This window comes from Streptomonospora litoralis, assembly GCF_004323735.1.
In the GTDB taxonomy this organism is placed as follows: Bacteria; Actinomycetota; Actinomycetes; order Streptosporangiales; family Streptosporangiaceae; genus Streptomonospora; species Streptomonospora litoralis.
This window is the reverse complement of the sequence record NZ_CP036455.1, coordinates 3,281,234-3,299,857: the sequence shown is the minus strand read 5'-3', so window position 1 is coordinate 3,299,857 and position 18,624 is coordinate 3,281,234. Positions and strand designations below refer to the sequence as shown.

The window sequence follows — 18,624 nt, the reverse complement described above, 5'->3', positions numbered from 1 at the left end:
GCGCGGCTGCGAGACGGATCACCGCCGGAATACCGGCCGCGCCGATCCGGTTGACCGCGCGGTCTAGTAGTCTGCACAAGGCGGTCGATCCGTGCTGCGCGCATCCGGCGCGCCGGGCCGCCTGGCACTCGGGACCTTCCACGGTCCCCGAGTCGCGTTATCCGGCGCGTTTGGGCGGTCTCTCCGCCGTGTCCGCATGGCCTCGGAGCCTTCCTCGAAACGCCGCCGACCGATGAGGAAGGTTTACGTCACTTGACGGACAATGCCGCATGCCCGGGCTTCGACGACCTCGGACTCCCCGAGCGGGTCGTGGACAAGCTCGCGCAGAACGGCGTCACCACGCCGTTCCCGATCCAGGCCGCCGCCATCCCCGATGCGCTGGCTGGCCGCGACGTGCTCGGCTGCGGGCGCACCGGATCGGGCAAGACCCTGGCCTACGGGCTCCCGATGCTCGTGCGCGCCGCCGACCGCCGAGCCGCCTCGCGCCGCCCCCGCGGCCTGGTGCTCGTACCCACCCGCGAACTCGCCCACCAGGTGCGCGATGCGCTGCTGGGCTACGGCCGGCTGCTCGGCGCGCGCATCGGCGACGTCGTGGGCGGCAGCTCCTACACCCGGCAGATCAACGAGCTGCGCCGGGGCGTCGAGATCCTCGTCGCCACCCCCGGCCGGCTCACCGACCTGATCGAGCAGGGCGCCTGCGACCTCGGCGACGTCGAGCTGTGCGTGCTCGACGAGGCCGACCAGATGTGCGACATGGGGTTCATGCCGCAGGTCACCGCTCTGCTGGACCAGGTGCCCGCCGGCGGGCAGACGCTGCTGTTCTCCGCGACGCTCGACGGCGACGTCGATACGCTGGTGCGCCGCTACATGAACGAGCCCGCCACCCACTCGGTCGACCCGCCGGTCTCCCACGTCTCGGAGATGGAGCACCACCTGCTCAAGGTGCTGCCCCGCGACAAGAACCGCATCGTCACCGAGATCGCAGCGCGCGAGGGCCGCACCATCCTGTTCGTGCGCAGCAAGCACCGGGCCGACTCCATCTGCGAGCAGCTGGTGGCCGCGGGAGTGCCCTCGGCGCCGCTGCACGGCGGCAAGTCGCAGAGCGTGCGCACCAAGACCCTCGCCAAGTTCCGCGAGGGGCGGGTGCAGGCGCTGGTGGCCACCGACGTCGCCGCGCGCGGCATCCACGTCGACGGCATCGACCTGGTCGTCAACGTGGACCTGCCGACCGGCCACAAGGACTACCTGCACCGCGGCGGCCGCACCGCCCGCGCCGGAGAGTCGGGCCGGGTGGTCTCGCTGGTGGCGCCCAACCAGCGGCGCACGGCCCGGCGCCTGCTCGGCGACGCCGGCGTCCAGGCCAAGCAGCACCTGGTCAACCCCGGAGACACCCTGCTGAGCGAGGTCACCGGCGCCCGCGAGCCCTCCTGGGAGCCGTGGGTGGAGCCGCCCGAGCCGGAGCGTCCGCGCCGCGGCCGCGGCGGCCCGCGCCGGCGCCGCGGCGACAACGGGCGCCACCGGGGGGAACGCGCGCGGCAGGGCGGCCGCGACGGCGAGCGCCGCGACGACGCCGGCGGGCGCCGCTTCGAGGGCGAGCGCCGCGGCTCCGGCGAGCACGGTCGGCGCGACAACCGCAGCCCCCGCAAGTCCAACCGCGGCGGCGACCGGCCCGGAGCACCGGTCCGCGGCTGACGCGCCGCTCTGCGCACGGTGCCGTGCGCCGCGGGCCCGCCTGCGGCGCACGGCACGGCACTCGACCGGACTCGGTTACCCGTCCTGCGGGCAAGATGAAAACCGTTTCCGATACTATGCCGGGGACCGGCTGACGACCGCCGCAGCCGCAGCATGGTCCACCGACGAGCCTCCGGAGTACCAGCGTGCCCGAACGCCCTGCGGGACCCGCACCTCGCGCACACGCCTCCCTGGGCGACACCCTGGCCGGCGGTTGGGACGAGCCCGACGGTGCGCTGCCTCCCGACGACTGGGGGCGGCGCCGGGGTCCGCGGCCACTGGCCACGGTGTGGCTGTTCGCGCTGTTCACCCTGGCGCTCGCGGCGGGCCACGCATGGCTGGGGGATCGGCTGACCGGTGAGGCGTTCCTGGCCTGGGCCACCGTCTTCACCGCGATCAGCTTGCAGGCGCTGCCGTTCCTCGTCTTCGGTGTCGCCCTGTCCGCCGCTCTGACGGCCTTCGTGCCCGCCTCCTTCTACCGGCGGGTCATGCCCGCCAATCCCTTCGCCGCCGTCCCCGCGGCGGGCGCGGCCGGGATGGTGCTGCCCGGCTGCGAGTGCGCGTCGGTGCCCGTAGCCGGCGGGTTGATCAAACGCGGGGTGGCGCCCGCGGCGGCCCTGACGTTTCTGCTGGCCGCACCGGCGATCAACCCCGTCGTACTGGTGGCCACCGCCGTGGCCTTCGCCGGGCAGCCCGAGATGGTACTGGCCCGGCTGGCCGCGTCGTTCGGCGCGGCGGTGGTGGTGGGCTGGGTGTGGGCGCGCCTGGGCCGCACCGACTGGCTGCGACCGCCGCGCAGCCACCACAGCCCCGACGCTCCCCGTTGGCAGGTGTTCCGCGAGTCGATGCTGCACGACCTCATGCACGCGGGCGGATTCCTGGTGCTGGGTGCGCTGGCCGCGGCAACGGTCAACGTCGCTGTGCCCCGCGAGTGGGTGGCGGCCGTCGCCGACATGCCGGTCGTCTCGGTGCTGGTCCTGGCCCTGTTCGCGATCGTGCTGTCGGTGTGCTCGGAGGCCGACGCGTTCGTCGCGGTGAGCCTCACCGAGTTCTCGCCCATGGCCAAGCTGGCGTTCCTGGTCGTCGGGCCCATGGTCGACCTCAAGCTGATCGCGCTGCAGGGCGGCACGTTCGGCTGGTCCTTCGTACGCCGCTTCGTGCCGCTGACCCTGGCGGCGGCGCTCGTCTTCACCTTCGTGATCGGAGGTCTGCTGCTGTGAACCGGATCGCCCAGGGGGTCGTCCTGGTGCTGCTGGGTGCCGCGGCGCTGAGCAGCACCGTCTTCACCGACCTCTATCTGAACTACGTGCAGCCGGGGTTCCGCTACTTCCTGGTCGCGGCGGGCGCCGTGCTGATCGCGCTCGGCGCGGCAGTGGTCGCCGGCGAGGTGCGCGCCTATCTCGGCGGCGGTGCAGGCGGCAAAGACACGTCCCCCGAGCCCGGCCCCGGTTGCGACGGCGACCACGGGCACGGTGCGCCGCGGGTCGCCTGGCTGCTCCTCCTGCCGGTGGTGGCGGTGTTCGTCGTCGCGCCGCCGGCTCTGGGCGCCTACACCGCCGGAAGCGCCGAGACCGCCGCACCCCCGCGCGCGGAAGGCTCGGAAAGCCGCCTCGATCCCCTGGCCGAACCCGGTGCCTCCGGCCCCGTCGAGATGGAGATCCAGGAGTTCATCAATCGAGCCTGGACCGACGAGGAGAGGGCGATGGAGGGGCGGACCATCCGCTTGACCGGATTCGCCGTGCCCAACACCGAGGGCGAGGGCTGGTACCTGGCGCGGCTGCAGATGGCCTGCTGCGCGGCCGACGCCATCGTGAACCGGGTACTGGTCACCAACCGCCCCGCGCCTGCCGAGGACAGTTGGTGGCGGGTCGAAGGCACCTGGCAGCCGCCGCAGGGAGAGCTGCAGAGCGTGCGCAACCACCGCTTCGATATCGAGACGATGGACGCGGTGGAGAACCCGCCCGACCCCTACGAGTAGTGCTGTGCGTCGGTGGGCGGCGCCCGGGGCGCCGCCCACGGGGCCTCACGCGGTCCGGAAGTCGAAGACCCCCTCCGTCTGGGCGCGCGCGACGCAGGGATTGCTGAAGGTCTCGTCGTAGTCCACCGGCGCCCCCTGCCAGGTGCCCGTGGCGCTGAGCCGCACCGGTGCGTACTCCAGCGTGCACATGGTCTGCTGGTCGCGCTGTCCCAGAGCGGTGAAGTCGCCCCCCGACCGCTCCAGCGCCGCGCAAGCGGCTTCGGCGTCGGGATGCGAACCGCCGACGGGGCTACACGTCAGCGTGGTGTGCTCGGCCGACTTCTGCTCGGGCACCGCCACCGACAACCGCATGGCGGAGCCCGGCACCTGCGCCGCATGACCGCCCGTCTCCGCCGAAGCCGCCTGCGCGGCGTGCGCGCCCGGCACGGCCACCATCAGCCCGGTGAGCAGCCCGAGAAGCACCGGCGTGCGTCGATTCCGCATTTCGCCTCCTGAACGGGGCAGCACCCCGTGAACGATTCATTGCGCAGAGCAATTGAATCGCGACTCAGCGTGGTTTCGCTGGGTTTCGGGCGAAGATCCCTGCGGAGTGTCGCCGCAACAGCGGGCGCGCGCAGCGCAGCGGGGGAGGCGGATCAGTCGGCCGAGCGGGCCGGACCGCCCGCTGCGGCGTGCGGGAGGCGCTCCTGCAGCCGGCCGCACAGCCGGCAGCGCACGGTCTCCGGCGGCAGCGGGCAGGGGCAGTAGTGGCATGTCGTCGTGCATCCCGCGTCGTACTGGGCGAGCAGGGCGTCGCGCAGGTCGTCCATGGGGCTCAGCCTGCCACAGACTCGCCGCGGCCGCCGCGCACCGGTGGGGAAGCGCCGTCGGCGGGGTTTTGCGGTTCCGTGGGCAACCGCGTGCTTTGCCTGCCGACGAGCAGGGAAGTGGACACCCACGACCGGAGGCGGTCCTTCCGCAGGGCTCTGGAGGCGCATGCCGAAGACACCGCGGCTGCGGCTGCGATCGATCCGCGCCCGGGCGGCTGCCGGCTCCGTGCTGGCCGCCGCGGTGGTCCTGGTGCTGGCCATCGCCGCAACCAGCCTGCTCGCACGTGCAGTCATCGAGCGCGAGGAGGTCATCACAGCGGGGGAGGCCGCCCGCGAGGTGGTCGTGGACATCCAGCACGGGCGGGCCGACGGCGGCCTCCGTCCCCGCGCGGGCGTGATCCGGATCCAGATCGTCTCGCCTGAGGGCGGTGTGCTGGCGGCCACGCCGGTGCTGTCGGGATCGGGGCCGCTGACCATGGAGCAGCCGGCCGACCCCGACGGCCAGATCACCGAGGTCGTCTGCCGCTCGCCGGGCGCGGACTGCCTCACGGTCGTCGGTTTCGCCACCGCCGACTCCGCCTACGGCCAGGCGCTGGTCTACGCGGCCGTGCCGCGCTCGCTGCTGCTCACCGGGCCGCTGCTGGAGCTGACCCTGATCGGCCTCGGTGCCGCGGCGCTGGCCACGATCGGGGGCCTCGCCTGGTGGCAGGCGGGCCGCACGCTGCGGCCGGTCGAGGCCGTGCGGGCGGGTTTGGCGCGGATCAGCGCCTCCGACCCGGACAAGCGGCTGCCGGTGCCCGATACCGGCGACGAGATCGCCGCCCTGGCGCGTACCGCCAACGACACGCTGCGGAGGTTGGAGGTCGCGCTGGACCGCCAGCGCGGTTTCGTCTCCGACGCCTCCCACGAGCTGCGCAACCCGATCGCCGGCCTGCGCACCCGGCTGGAGGTCGAGCTGGCCGACCCCGAAGGCGGCGACGCCCGCGAGGCGCTGCGCGGCGCGCTGCACGACACCGCGCGCCTGGAGCGCATCGTCGCCGATCTGCTGGAGTTGGCCCGGCTCGACGCAGACGTGGCCGTGGGGCGCGAACCCGTCGACCTGGGCGAGCTCGCCGCCGTCGAGGTCGAGCGCCGAACGGCCGCGCTGCGCGTCGACAGCTCGGTCGAGCGGGGTACCTACGTCTACGCCAACCGGCTCCGGCTCGCCCGGCTGCTCACCAATCTGCTGGCCAACGCCGAGCGCCACGCCGCGGGGCGCGTGCTGGTCACCGTCGCCCGCGAAGAGCAGCAGGCGGTGCTGCGGGTGCACGACGACGGCAACGGCGTGCCCGAGCAGGACCGAGAGCGGATCTTCGAGCGGTTCGCCCGCCTGGACGAGTCGCGCCGGCGCGATCCCGGCGGCACCGGGCTGGGCCTCGCGATCTCCCGGGAGATCGCGAAGGCCAAGGGCGGAACGCTCGACGTCGCGGACAGCCCGGTACTGGGCGGCGCGGTGTTCACTCTGCGCCTGCCACTGGACTCGGGGCCGAAGTCGCGGACCTGACCATGCGGCGTGTGCGCGGGCCGCGCGGGGGCAGCGGGGGACGCACAATCCGGTCGGTCCGAAAACGGCATGGCACACGGCCGTTCGAGGGGGGAGCGCCATGCGCGACGCGGCAGACGGCGACAGCACGGACGACGAGCAGGGGGCCGGAGCGGGCCACCGCGGGAACGACGCCGCGACGCCTGGCGGCCCGCCGTCCGGCGGTTCGGACGCCTCCGCCGGGGCGTGGAGTTCGGCGGAGGCGGCGCGGGAGGAGGACGCAGAGGAGGACATCTGGGTCCCCGACGAGGATTTCGACGGTGTCGACCCCTGCGCCGGGTCGTAGGCACACGACGAAGCGCGGGACCGGGGCCGGCGCGGCGAGAGGAGCGGATTCCGCCCGCAGACCCGCGCTCGGCCCCGGGTGCGCGTGCTTGCGGCCCGGGCGCTCCGCGGCCTGCGGCGCGCCCGGGCGGCCGGTATCGCCCCAACGTCGGAACCGGCCGTGTCGGCGTTCCGGTTCCGCCCACTCGCGCACACCTGGAAAATAGGGTCGGGATCGAAGACAGGCAGCGCTCGCCGGGCCGCACGCCCGCGGGTACCAGTCCAGTGCGGGGACGGGCCCTGATGTGCCAATTAGAGGTGGGAATAAGCGACCGCGACGGGTACACCGTCATGCGGCTGCGAGGCGAGCTCGACCTCGCCAGTGTCGACCGTTTCGAGCAGACGGCCGGCACCACCGAGATCGTCTACGGGCCGCGGATGCTCGTCGACCTCACCGAGCTGTCCTTCATCGACTCGGTGGGCCTGGGGGCGCTGGCCCGGCTGCACCGACGCCTGGTGCGCGGCGGAGGCGCGCTGACCGTCGTCGTCCCGCCGGGCAAGATCGACCGGATCTTCCATTACAGCGGGCTGAAGCAGGCCATGGACATCCGGCAGCCGCCGGAGTGAACGCCCGGCGGCGGTGGCCGCCGCTCGACCGGCGCGGGCGCGGTGGCGCCGCGGGGCGGCGGGGCCGCGCGTCCGGCTCGTCCGCGCCGTGCCGGGTTCGCTAAGTTGAGGACGCACAACCGCACCGTCGGGAGGCCGGGGTGGCCGAGTACGAGGCCGGATCCGAGAAGTCGTCCGCGTCGGCTGGACGGCCCGATCGGCGTCCGGGCGCGGCGCCCTCCTCGGTCGGCGCCGCCCTGCCGACCCCGGCGTCCCCGGCCGCGGCGGTGATGGCGCGCGCCGAGCGCGGCGAGCGCGGCGTCCAACGTGCGCGCGGCGGCCCGCTGGACCAGGTGAACTTCTTCGTCGTCGGCTTCACCGGCGCGCTGGGCGTACTCACCGCCTGGCTGCTGGTGCTGACCCTGGGCCGCGCGCAGGGCGTCTTCATCAACTTCCTCGTCGCGTTGTTCCTGGCCGTGGGCCTCAACCCGGTCGTGGAGTTCCTCCGCCGCCGCGGACTGCCGCGCTGGGCCGCCATCGTGACTGTGTGCCTGGCGCTGGTCGGCTTCGCCGCAGCGTTCTTCTGGACGATCGTGCCGCCGCTGACCCAGCAGGTGGCGGCCTTCATCGCCGACCTCCCGCGCTACTTCCAGCAGGCGCAGCAGGCCCCGGTCCTCGACGATCTGGACCGCAGGTACGCGCTGGTCGAACGCGCCCAGGAGTTCCTGACGAGCTCCGAGTTCCAGCAGCGGCTCTTCGGCGGGGTCTTCGGGATCGGCCAGGCGGTGCTCAACTCACTCTTCGCCGTGTTCGTGGTGCTGGTGGTCACCGTCTTCTTCATGGCCTCGCTGCCGGGCATCACCGAGGTCGGCTACCGGCTGGTGCCGCGCTCGCGGCGCCCGGGCGTGCGCGAGCTCGGCGACGAGATCATCCAACGCATCGGCGCCTACATCGCCGGACAGCTGCTGATCGCGCTGATCGGCGGCCTCGTGGCACTGGCGTATCTGAGCGTGATCGGATCAGCATACGCGCTGACGCTCTCGCTGATCGTCGCCGTGACGGCACTTATCCCGCTTGTGGGCACGACGATCGGCGCGTTGGCGGCGACGATCGTCGTCGGCGTCGGCGACCTGCAGCTCGGCGTGGTGACGCTGGTGTTCTTTCTCGTCTACCAGCAGATCGAGAGCTACGTCATCGCTCCCCGCATCATGCAGCGCTCCGTGCACGTGGCGCCGACCGTGACCATCACCTCGGCGCTGCTGGGCGGCGCCCTGCTCGGCGTGGTCGGCGCCCTGATCGCGGTCCCCGTCGGCGCGGCCGTGACACTGGTACTCAACCGCGTCGTCTTCCCGAAGCTGGAGAAGCGCTAAGCCGTGCTTCAGGAAGTGCTGGATCGGTTCGGCTCCCATGGGCGGCCGGGCCGTGCGGGTCGGGTCTGCTGTGCGGCCTTGCCCGGCCTTGCCCCCGGCCGGGCGGCGGGCTGATCGGCGGGGAGCAGCGGGCACCGGGGACGGTGGCGGGCCGGGGCCCGCGGTCGGGGGAGCGGGGACCGCCGGTGGCGGCGCCTCGGCGCGGCTTGGCCCGTCTATCGCGAACTTATGGTCGCAGGTAAGCGCATTCCGCGGCCATAAGTTCGCGATCATCGCCGGATGGACCGGCATAGGGGACCTACCGGCGCGTCGGCCGCCGCCACCGGCGAGCACCGGTATCGACACCCGCGGGCTCCACCCGCCGCCGTCCTCGCCGCTGCTGTTCCGCAAGCAGACTGGCCCCCGGCCGGAGCCAAGACCGCACAGTCGCCCCGAGCCGCTCGTCGCCCACCCGGTCGACAAACCCCCCGAACCGCTCATCTAGGCTGGCCGCGGCGCTGCCGTCCGAGATCGGGGGCGGGCGCAGCCGACCGGGTGCGGCGCTGCGCCGAGCCCGTTGCCCGGCACCGGCCGCCCACCTCGCGGGGCCCCGGGCATGGGCGTAGCTGTGGCTGCGGTCGAGCGGACACGAGAACACGGGAAGCGGATACGAAAGGCGTGCGGGGTGCGCGGATTTCTGCTGGACGTGTCTCCGCTGCGGTCCAGCGGGGCCTTCCGGGTGCTGTTCGCCTCGCGGGTGGTCGCCCTGCTGGGTGTCAGTCTCACCCTCGTGGCGCTCTCGGTGCAGATATACGACCTCACGGGCTCGTCGCTGGCTGTAGGCACGGTCAACGCGGTCGCGGGCACCGCTCTCGTCGCCGGGACTCTGGTCGGCGGGGTGCTGGCCGATCGGCTGGAGCGCCGGGGACTGCTGCTGGCCGCGCGCGGGGCCGCGGCCGCCGTGTTCGCCGCGCTTGCCTTCAACGCCCTTTCCGGCAACGCCGACCCCACCGCCGTCTACGTCTGCGCCGCGGTGCTGGGGGTCGTCGACGGCATCGGCGAGACCGCACTGGTGGCGGTGACTCCCGAGCTGGTCCGCGCCGACCAGTTGGCCGCGGCGGGGGCGCTGACGGCGGTCACCACGCAGCTGGCCACGATGCTCGGGCCGTCAGCGGCGGGCTTGGTCATCGCGGGCCCCGGCGTGGCCGTGTGCTACACCGCCACCTGCGCCGCCACCGTCGCCCAAGTGGCGCTGATGCTGCTGCTACCGCGCCTGCCCGCGGGCGACGTGCGCGAGGAGGCCGCCCGCCCGCTGCGCGCGCTGGGTCAGGCGTGGCACTTCGTGCGCCGCCACCGCGTCATCGCCGGACTGCTGCTGGTGGAGCTGTTCGGGGGCGTGTTCGCGCTGCCCTATGCGGTCTTTCCCGCGATGGGGGAGCGGGTGCTGGAGGGCGACGCGCGCACCGTGGGTCTGCTGTACTCGGCCCCGGCGGTCGGCGCCTTCCTCGGCGCGCTGTTCAGCGGCTGGGTCGGACGCATGCGCCGTCCAGGATGCGCACTGATCGCGGCGGGTGTGCTGTGGGGCGGTGCGATGGCGGGCTTCGGCGCGAGCCGCCACCTGGCGCCTGCGCTGGTGCTGCTCGGCCTCGCGGGTATCGGGATGATCGTCGCCGAGATCCTGCAGCGCGCCCTGATGCAGCACCACACCCCCGGTGAACTGCTGGGCCGTGTCAGCTCGTTCTGGCTGGTACTGGCTACCGCGGGGCCGGCCGTCGGCGGAGCCCTGGCGGGAGGGCTGGCCCGGGTTCTGGGGCCCTCGACCGCCGTCGTCGTGACCGGACTCGCCTGCGCCGCCCTGGTGGCGGCGACCGCAGCGGCCCTGCCCGGACTGCGCCGCGCGGGCTTCTCGCGCGGCGCCGAGGACGCCGGCCCCGACGACGCCCGCCACTGACCCGCGCGGGTCCGCTCGCCGGTGCGGGACCGCGGTTTAGGCGTCCGCCGCGGCCGGCGCGAAGGGCGGTTTCGGACATCGGGGCCCGGGTGGGGCCGCGGCGCGGGTGCCGAGACCTGGCCGCGCGCCTGTGCTCCTCCTCCTCATCACCCTGTGCCCCGGTTCGTGGCCGCGCCTGCGGACCGGGACGGCGACTGCGGACGGGCCGAAAAGCGTGGCGTGGGCGCCACTGTGGGCTTACCCCCGGGGCGGACCATCGGCGCTGTGCAGGTCAGTGCTCCGCGCGCTCCGCAGTGAGATGGTGCGGACATCGAGATCCGACTGGTTTTTCGCGGTTTAGGCGTTTTGTCGCTTTACTCAGGGTTGACACAGTGCGCTCCGCCGATCAAGACTTGCGGACGGTTGCTTAGGTAAGCTTTGCCTTAGTGAGGTGTGCTTGCCCTTTCTTGCGTCCGGAAGGAGAGTCGTGTCCCAGAACGGGATCGCGGGAACCGTGGCCCTGGTGACGGGCGCCGCCCGGGGGATCGGGCGGGCCGTGGCGCTGCGCCTCGCGGCCGAGGGGGCCCTCGTCGCCGCCGCCGACCTCGACGCCGGCGGACTCGCGGAGGTGGCCGACGAACTCCACGGCGACGGGCACAAGGCCGCCTGGTACACGCTCGACGTGCGCGACTCCGCGGACGTGGCGCGCGTCGTCGCCGCCGCCGAGCGCGACCTGGGGCCCCTCACCCACGCCGTCAACGTCGCCGGCGTACTGGCCACCGCCGACGTCGCCGAGACCACCGACGCCGACTGGGAGCACGTCTTCGCCGTCAACGCCACGGGCGTCTTCCACGTCTCCCGCGCCGCGGCCCGCCGCATGGCACAGCGGGGCCGCGGCACCATCACCACGGTCGGCTCCAACGCCGCGGGCGTGCCCCGCGCCGGGATGGCCGCCTACGGCGCCTCCAAGGCCGCCGCGACCATGTTCACCAAGTCCCTGGGCCTCGAACTCGCGGGCAGCGGCATCCGGTGCAACGTGGTCTCGCCCGGCTCGACCGACACCCCCATGCAGCGCGGCATGTGGACCGGCGACCAGGGCGCCGCCGACGTCGTCGCGGGCTCGCCGGAGCGGTTCAGGGCCGGCATCCCGCTGGGCCGCATCGCCGACCCCGGCGACATCGCCGACGCCGTCTGCTTCCTCGCCTCCTCCTCGGCGCGCCACATCACCATGCACGACCTCTACGTGGACGGGGGCGCCACCTTGCGCGCCTGATCCCCGCCGCACGCGAGCACACCCCTCTCTCGCCCGAATTCGCACTTCACCGACCTGATCAGTGCACAAAACCCCGATCGGGCCGGTACCGGCCAGAAATGAGATCCGCAGGTGTTCCACCAGCGCACCGAATCCGCCGCTGACGCTGCCGGAGACCTCCTCGACGCCTACCGCCCCGGCGGAGCCTTCCTCGCCTCTCCGAGCGGTGTACTCGTGGGCGGCGGCGCAGCGGCCGTAGCCGAACGCCTGGAGGACGTGGCCGGCCTGCTGGCGCAAGGCACGGCCGACTCGCCCGCCGGCCCCGTCGCGATCGGCGCCATCCCCTTCGACGGCACCGCTCCCGGCCGCCTCGTAGTGCCCGACTCGGTGCGCACGGCGCCCCCGCTCTCCCGGAGCGCGCAGGGCGCACGCCGCCAGCGCCCACTGCCCGGCCCGTGGGGGATGGACGCCGTGCCCGAGCCCGCCGACCACGTCGCCAACGTGGACCGTGCGCTCAAGCGCCTGGCCGCCGAGGAGGGCGGCCTCGCCAAGATCGTGCTCGCCCGCTCGCTGCGGCTGAGCGGCCCCCGGCCCGTCGACACCGGGCAGCTGCTGAGCAACCTCGCCTGGCGCGATCCCGCCGGCTACACCTTCGCCGTGGACCTGCCCGCGCCCGGCAGCGAGCCGCGCACCCTCATCGGCGCCAGCCCCGAACTCCTGCTCGCCAAGCGGGGCGCCCGGGTGGTCTCCAACCCGCTGGCGGGCTCCGCGCCGCGCAGCGCCGACCCCAGCAAGGACCAGCACAGCGCCGTGGCGCTGCTCGGCTCGGCCAAGGACCGCCACGAGCACGCCGTCGTCGCCGATGCCGTCGCCGAGGCGCTGCGTCCCTACTGCCGCACGCTGGAGGTGCCCGAGCCCGAACTGGCCAAGACCGCCACCCTGTGGCACCTCTCCACCCGCATCACCGGCGAGCTGGTCGACCCCGACACCCCCTCGGCGTTGCTCGCCGCCGCGCTGCACCCCACTCCAGCCGTGTGCGGCAGCCCCACCGCGGCCGCGGGCGAGGCCATCGCCGGGATCGAGCCGTTCGACCGGGGCTTCTACACCGGTGCTGTCGGCTACACCGACGCCCGCGGCGACGGTGAGTGGGTCGTCTCCATCCGCTGCGCCGACGTCGCGGGCGAGCGCCTCGACCTGTTCGCCGGCGGCGGAATCGTGCCCGGCTCCGACCCCGACGCCGAACTCGCCGAGACCTCGGTGAAACTGCGCACGCTGCTGCTCGCTCTGGGCGTCAACCAGCCGCTGAGCGCCCCGGTGCACTGACGCCGCCCGCGCACCGACCCCGCACCGCCGCCCACGAACCGGAAGGACCGCCCACCGCCATGCTCGCCGGATGCACCCCCTGGCCCACGGAGTTCGCCGACCTCTACCGCGAACGGGGGTACTGGCAGGGGGAGACGCTCGGCGCCTTCCTGCGCGAGCGCGCGCACCGGTTCGCCGAGCGCACCGCCGTCGTGGGCGCGGGGCAGCGGTGGACCTACGCCGAGCTCGACGCCCGCGCCGACCGGACGGCCGCCGGGCTGGCGCGGATGGGCATCACAGCCGGCGACCGCGTCGTCGTCCAGCTGCCCAACCGCCCCGAGGTCTTCGAGGTCGTTTTCGCCCTGTTCCTGCTGGGCGCCCTGCCGGTCTACGCGCTGCCCGCCCACCGCCGCGCCGAGATCTCCTACCTGTGCTCCTTCACCGAGGCGACCGCCCTGGTCGTCGCCGACACCGACGGCGGATTCGACTACCGGGAGCTGGCCGAACAGGTGCGCGCCGAGACCGGCGGTCCCGAACACGTGGTGGTGGCCGGCGACACCGGCGGCCGACCGGGCATGACCTCCCTGGAGCAGGTGCGCGAGGGCGGCGGCGCCGGGCCGGGAGCCACCGCCGTCCCGGAGCCCGGCGACGTCGCGTTCCTCCAGCTCTCCGGCGGCACCACCGGCCTGCCCAAGCTCATCCCGCGCACCCACGACGATTACCTGTACTCGGTACGCGCCAGTGCCGAGATCTGCGAGCTGGACACCGGCACTGCAACCGTCTACCTCGCCGCGCTGCCTGTGGTGCACAACTTCCCGATGAGCTCGCCCGGCTTCCTCGGCGTCTTCAGCGCCGGCGGCACCGTCGTCCTCGCCCCCGACCCCGGTCCCGCGACCTGCCTGGGCCTCGTCGAGACCGAGGGCGTCACCCACACCGCCGTCGTGCCGCCCGTCGCGATGCTCTGGCTGGACGCGGTCGAGGGCGGCGCCCAGGCGCACCGCGACCTGTCCTCCCTGCGTGTCCTGCAGGTCGGCGGCGCGAAGTTCAGCGCCGAGGCCGCCCGGCGCGTCGGCCCCGTCCTGGGCTGCATGCTGCAGCAGGTCTTCGGCATGGCCGAAGGACTGGTCAACTACACGCGCTACGACGACCCCGAGGAGACGGTGGCCACCACCCAGGGCCGCCCCATCTCGCCCGACGACGAGATCCGCGTCGTCGACAGCGACGGCACCGAGGTTCCGCCCGGCGCCCTCGGCGAACTGCACACCCGCGGCCCCTACACCATCCGCGGCTACTACCGCGCCCCCGAGCACAACGCCGTCGCCTTCACCTCCGACGGCTTCTACCGTACCGGCGACCTCGTCCGGCGCACCCCCTCCGGCCACTTCGTGGTCGAGGGCAGGGCCAAGGACCAGATCAACCGCGGCGGCGAGAAGGTCGCGCCCGACGAGGTGGAGGACCATCTGCTCGCCCACCCCGGCGTGCACGATGCCGCGGTCGTCGCCATGCCCGACCGCTTCCTGGGCGAACGCGTCTGCGCCTACGTCATCCCCCGCGGCGAGTCGCCCGCCCGCGCGGAGCTGCTGCGCTTCCTGCGCGGGCGCGGCCTGGCCGCGTACAAGATCCCCGACCGGATCGAGTTCGTCGCGGAGTTCCCCGCCACAGGAGTCGGCAAGGTCAGCCGCCGCGAACTGCGCGAGGCCGTCCGTGCTGCCCACGTGCCCACCGACCGCGAAACCGCGCCCGCGCAGCCCGCCCACCAGCCGTGAACGGCGGCGGGCGCCGACCGCGTCCGCCCGCACCGCCCACCGACCGACCGTCGAAACGGACACCGGATGCCGCTGCCGCACATCGAGCCCTACGAGCTGCCCGGGCCCGGCGACCTGCCGGCCAACCGCGCCGACTGGCGGCCCGACCCCGCGCGGACGGCGCTGCTCATCCACGACATGCAGCGCTACTTCCTGCACCCGTATCTCCCCGGGGCCCAACCCATCGAGGGAGCCCTGGCCAACATCGCCGCCCTGCGGGAGGCGGCCCGCGCGGTCGGCGTCCCCGTCGTCTACACCGCCAAGCCCGGCGACATGTCCGCCGAGGCCCGCGGGCTGGAGAACGACTTCTGGGGCCCGGGCATGCGCGCCGACGCCGACCAGACGGGCATCGCCGAACCGCTGGCGCCCGAGGAAGGCGACGCGCTGATCACCAAGTGGCGCTACAGCGCCTTCGCGCACACCGACCTCGCCGACCGCCTGCACCGCCAAGGCCGCGACCAGCTGCTCATCACCGGCGTCTACGCCCACATCGGCTGCCTGCTCACCGCCGCCGACGCGTTCATGCGCGACATCCAGCCGTTCCTCGTCGCCGACGCCACCGCCGACTTCAGCGCCGAGGACCACCGCTTCGCGCTGCGCTACGTCGCCCAGCGCTGCGGGGCCGCCACGTCCACCCGCGAGGCGGCGGCCGCCCTCACACCGGCCGCCGCGCTGGATTCGCGGGTGTGAGCACGCCCCCGCCCCGCCCGCATGCGAAGACACCGACCCCGGTGAGTGAAAGGATTCCCGTGACCTCCACGCCGCAGCCCCCGCCCTCCCACGACCTGGTGGGGATCGGCTTCGGGCCCTCGAACGTCGCGCTGGCCATCGGCCTGCGCGAGCAGCGCGAGCGCTCTGCCGCCGAGCCCGCCACACCCGGACTGAGCGGGGTCTTCCTCGAACGCCAAGCCGAGTTCGGGTGGCACCGCGGCATGCTGCTGGACGACGCCACCATGCAGGTCTCCTTTCTCAAGGACCTGGTGACCACCCGCAACCCTGCCAGCGACTTCGGCTTCCTGTCCTACCTGCACGCCGCCGGCCGCCTGCACGACTTCATCAACCACAAGACGCTGTTCCCGCTGCGCGCGGAGTTCCACGACTACCTCGCCTGGTGCGCCGATCGGGTCGGCGACCAGGTGCGCTACGGGGCCGAAGTCGTCGCCATCGAGCCCGTCCGCGACGAGGGCGGCCGCATCTCCCAGCTCGACGTCGTCGCCCGCACCGGCGACGGCGCCCGCCACCGCAGCCGCGGCCGCAACATCGTCTTCGCGCCGGGCCTCACCCCGCGCCTGCCCGAGGGAGCGCGGCTGACCGAGCGCGTCTGGCACAACGAGTACCTGCTGCAGCGCCTGGCGGCCCTGGACACCGCGGCGGATCCGCGCACCTTCGTCGTCGTCGGAGCCGGGCAGAGTGCCGCCGAGTGCGTCGACCACCTCTACCGCCGCTTCCCCCGCGCCCGGGTGCACGCGGTGTTCTCCCGTTTCGGCTACAGCCCCTCCGACGACAGCCCCTTCGCCAACCGCATCTTCGACCCCGGGGCCGTGGACGCGTTCTACGGCGCCTCCGCCGAGACCAAGGCCGAGATCATGGGCTACCACCGCAACACCAACTACTCGGTGGTCGACCCCGACCTGATCGACACCCTCTACCACGCCGCCTACCAGGACAAGGTCAAGGGCGCCGAGCGGCTGCGCATGCACAACACCTCGCGCGTGGCCGACGTGCACGAGGCGCCCGGCGGCGTGACCGTGACCGTGGAGGACCTCGCCAGCGGCAAGCACACCGCCGTGGAGGCCGACTACCTCGTCTATGCCACCGGTTACAGCTCCGCCGACCCGCGCGACCTGCTCGGCGAGGTGGCCGAGCACGTGGTCTGCGACGGGGCGGGCCGCCCCGCCGTCGAGCGCGACTACCGGCTGGCCACCTCCGACGAGGTGACCTGCGGCATCTACCTGCAGGGCGGCACCGAGCACACCCACGGCATCTCGTCCTCGCTGCTGTCCAACGTCGCGGTGCGCGTCGGCGAGATCCTCGACGCGATCAGCGCACGCACCGCCGGCACCCCGAACACCGCCGACACCCCCCGAGCGGCCGGGGCCGCGTCCGCCGCCGGCGGGCGCTGAGCCCGCCCGGCGCGGCCCGACCGCGTCTGCCGAAAGCGGCCGCAAACCCGTCCCGAACCCGAGCAGAACGGAGAACACCACCGTGTCCGACAACCCCGCCGCCTCCGAGGGCGAGCTGACCGCCCGGCGCATCCGCGCCGACGTCGAGCAGGTTCTGGGCGAACCCGCCGGTGCGCTGGGCGAGCACGACGACCTGCTCGACCGCGGCATGGACTCCATCCGGCTGATGAGCCTCGTCGAGAGCTGGCGCAAGGCGGGCGTCGAGACCGACTTCATCACGCTGGCCGAGGAACCCAGCGTCGCGGCCTGGACCCGCCTGCTGCTGGACGACTGAGCACCCCCCTCCCCCGGAACCGCCACCCACGCCAGGAGCCGCGAACATGAGCGCCCCAGAGGAATTCGATGTCATCGTCGTCGGAGGCGGCCCCGCCGGCTCCACCGCCGCCACCCTGATCGCCGACCAGGGGCACCGGGTGGTGCTGCTGGAGAAGCAGCGCTTCCCCCGTTACCAGATCGGCGAGTCACTGCTGCCGGCAACCGTGCACGGCGTGTGCCGCCTGCTCGGCGTCGACGAGGAGATCCGCCGCGCCGGGTTCACCGCCAAGCGCGGCGGCAGCTTCCGGTGGGGGACCAGCCCCGACCCGTGGAACTTCCTGTTCGCGCTGTCACCGGAGCTGTCCGGGCCGACCTCGTATGCCTACCAGGTCGACCGGATGACCTTCGACGACATCCTGCTGCGCAACGCCGCCCGCCACGGCGTCGACGTGCGCGAGGAGTCGTCCGCGCTGGAGGCCGTCACCACGGGGGAGCGGGTCACCGGCGTCGTCTACACCGACCCGGCGGGCGAGCGGCGCGAACTCGCCGCCGCCCACGTCGCCGACGCCTCCGGCAGCACCGGCCGGCTGCACGCGGCCGCCGGCGGCACCCGGCAGTACTCCGAGTTCTTCCAGAACCTCGCGGTCTTCGGCTACTTCGCCGGCGGCGGCCGGTTGCCCGAACCCGACGCCGGCAACATCCTCTGCGCCGCCTTCGACGAGGGCTGGCTGTGGTACATCCCGCTTCGCGACGACCTCACCAGCGTCGGCGCGGTCCTCAACCGCGACCAGGCCGGGCGCATCCAGGCCGACCGCGAGGGGACACTGCGCGAGTCCATCCGGCGCTGCGGGATCGTGCGGGACCTGCTCGGCGACGCCGAACGCGTCACCGAGGGCACCTACGGCAGCGTCCGCGTGCGCCGCGACTACTCCTACGCGGGCACGCGGTTCTGGGCGCCCGGAATCACGCTGATCGGCGATGCCGCCTGCTTCATCGACCCCGTCTTCTCCACCGGCGTGCACCTGGCCACCTACAGCGGGCTCCTCGCGGCCCGCTCGATCAACAGCGTGCTGGCCGAAGAGCTGAGCGAGGACCGCGCCTTCGGCGAGTTCGAGGGGCGCTACCGGCGGGAGTACGCCGTCTTCTACGAGTTCCTCGCCGCCTTCTACGACATGCGGCAGCGCGAAGAGTCCTACTTCTGGAAGGCCCGCAAGGTCACCAACATGCAATCCGGGGACATGGAGGCCTTCGCCACCCTGGTCGCCGGGGCCGCCTCCGCGGAGTCGGCGCTGGTGGGCGCCGACACCCGCACCGCCGCCGAGCGCTTCACCTCGGCCTCCGCCGACCTGTCCCACGCCGTGCAGCGCACCGGCGCGGCGCGCACGCCGAGCGGCGAGCGGATGACCGAGCTGTTCCGGGCGCCGGTCGTCTCCGGCGTCATGTCGGAGATGAACCGGATCCAGCGGCGCGGGGTCAGCGGCCCGGCCACCGCCGAGCCGCCGCTGCTGGACGGCGGCCTGGTGCCCTCGGCCGACGGCCGCCGCTGGGCCGAACCGGCCGCCGAAGGCGCCTGAGCAA

General features: G+C 73.6%; 17 protein-coding genes. 15 read left to right on the top strand and 2 right to left on the bottom strand.

Going from position 1 to position 18,624, the window contains the following annotated elements; all coding sequences use genetic code 11:
- The first annotated feature begins 252 nt into the window (after positions 1–252).
- From EKD16_RS14070 to EKD16_RS14060, 3 genes are all read left to right on the top strand, one after another.
- Positions 253–1,692: a DEAD/DEAH box helicase gene (locus EKD16_RS14070; protein ID WP_131098804.1), complete on the top strand. Its 1,440-nt coding sequence runs from the start codon at positions 253–255 to the stop codon at positions 1,690–1,692.
- Positions 1,693–1,877: 185 nt separating this feature from the next.
- Positions 1,878–2,951 carry a permease gene (locus tag EKD16_RS14065; protein ID WP_131098803.1) on the top strand — a complete coding sequence of 358 codons (1,074 nt, stop codon included), beginning with the start codon at positions 1,878–1,880 and terminating at the stop codon, positions 2,949–2,951.
- Positions 2,948–3,709, top strand: a complete 762-nt coding sequence (locus tag EKD16_RS14060; protein ID WP_131098802.1) for a TIGR03943 family putative permease subunit — start codon at positions 2,948–2,950, stop codon at positions 3,707–3,709. Before EKD16_RS14065 ends, EKD16_RS14060 begins: the two co-directional genes overlap by 4 nt.
- A 45-nt stretch (positions 3,710–3,754) precedes the next feature.
- Here the strand turns inward: EKD16_RS14060 and EKD16_RS14055 are convergent, their stop codons facing one another.
- The gene (locus EKD16_RS14055) at positions 3,755–4,192 is read right to left on the bottom strand and encodes an SSI family serine proteinase inhibitor (protein WP_131098801.1); all 438 of its coding nucleotides are present in this window, start codon (positions 4,190–4,192) and stop codon (positions 3,755–3,757) included.
- 152 nt (positions 4,193–4,344) lie between these two features.
- On the bottom strand, positions 4,345–4,518 hold the full coding sequence (locus EKD16_RS25385) for a hypothetical protein (RefSeq protein WP_165498568.1): 174 nt from the start codon (positions 4,516–4,518) through the stop codon (positions 4,345–4,347).
- Between the two features lie 166 nt (positions 4,519–4,684).
- Between EKD16_RS25385 and EKD16_RS14050 the strand changes: the two genes are divergently transcribed.
- The 12 genes from EKD16_RS14050 (at position 4,685) to EKD16_RS14000 (ending at position 18,620) form a co-directional block, all read left to right on the top strand.
- Positions 4,685–6,061, top strand: coding sequence for a sensor histidine kinase (locus tag EKD16_RS14050; protein WP_131098800.1), 1,377 nt, complete (start codon positions 4,685–4,687; stop codon positions 6,059–6,061).
- A 100-nt stretch (positions 6,062–6,161) separates the two neighbouring features.
- Positions 6,162–6,386, top strand: a complete 225-nt coding sequence (locus EKD16_RS25380) for a hypothetical protein (RefSeq protein ID WP_165498567.1) — start codon at positions 6,162–6,164, stop codon at positions 6,384–6,386.
- A 296-nt stretch (positions 6,387–6,682) separates the two neighbouring features.
- The gene (locus tag EKD16_RS25375; RefSeq protein ID WP_165498566.1) at positions 6,683–6,991 is read left to right on the top strand and encodes an STAS domain-containing protein; all 309 of its coding nucleotides are present in this window, start codon (positions 6,683–6,685) and stop codon (positions 6,989–6,991) included.
- A 140-nt stretch (positions 6,992–7,131) separates the two neighbouring features.
- The gene (locus EKD16_RS14040; RefSeq protein WP_394347274.1) at positions 7,132–8,340 is read left to right on the top strand and encodes an AI-2E family transporter; all 1,209 of its coding nucleotides are present in this window, start codon (positions 7,132–7,134) and stop codon (positions 8,338–8,340) included.
- 664 nt (positions 8,341–9,004) lie between these two features.
- The gene (gene entS, locus EKD16_RS14035) at positions 9,005–10,270 is read left to right on the top strand and encodes an enterobactin transporter EntS (RefSeq protein WP_207391300.1); all 1,266 of its coding nucleotides are present in this window, start codon (positions 9,005–9,007) and stop codon (positions 10,268–10,270) included.
- A gap of 466 nt (positions 10,271–10,736) precedes the next feature.
- Positions 10,737–11,522: a 2,3-dihydro-2,3-dihydroxybenzoate dehydrogenase gene (locus EKD16_RS14030; RefSeq protein WP_131098797.1), complete on the top strand. Its 786-nt coding sequence runs from the start codon at positions 10,737–10,739 to the stop codon at positions 11,520–11,522.
- A gap of 111 nt (positions 11,523–11,633) precedes the next feature.
- Positions 11,634–12,824 carry an isochorismate synthase gene (locus EKD16_RS14025; protein ID WP_131098796.1) on the top strand — a complete coding sequence of 397 codons (1,191 nt, stop codon included), beginning with the start codon at positions 11,634–11,636 and terminating at the stop codon, positions 12,822–12,824.
- A gap of 59 nt (positions 12,825–12,883) precedes the next feature.
- The gene (locus EKD16_RS14020) at positions 12,884–14,569 is read left to right on the top strand and encodes a (2,3-dihydroxybenzoyl)adenylate synthase (RefSeq protein WP_131098795.1); all 1,686 of its coding nucleotides are present in this window, start codon (positions 12,884–12,886) and stop codon (positions 14,567–14,569) included.
- Between the two features lie 66 nt (positions 14,570–14,635).
- On the top strand, positions 14,636–15,298 hold the full coding sequence (locus EKD16_RS14015) for an isochorismatase family protein (protein WP_131098794.1): 663 nt from the start codon (positions 14,636–14,638) through the stop codon (positions 15,296–15,298).
- 59 nt (positions 15,299–15,357) lie between these two features.
- Entirely contained in the window at positions 15,358–16,731 is a 1,374-nt protein-coding gene (locus EKD16_RS14010) for a lysine N(6)-hydroxylase/L-ornithine N(5)-oxygenase family protein (RefSeq protein WP_131098793.1), read from the top strand.
- Between the two features lie 82 nt (positions 16,732–16,813).
- Positions 16,814–17,065: a phosphopantetheine-binding protein gene (locus tag EKD16_RS14005; protein WP_207391299.1), complete on the top strand. Its 252-nt coding sequence runs from the start codon at positions 16,814–16,816 to the stop codon at positions 17,063–17,065.
- A gap of 46 nt (positions 17,066–17,111) precedes the next feature.
- Positions 17,112–18,620, top strand: coding sequence for a tryptophan 7-halogenase (locus EKD16_RS14000; RefSeq protein ID WP_131098792.1), 1,509 nt, complete (start codon positions 17,112–17,114; stop codon positions 18,618–18,620).
- Positions 18,621–18,624 lie beyond the last annotated feature (4 nt).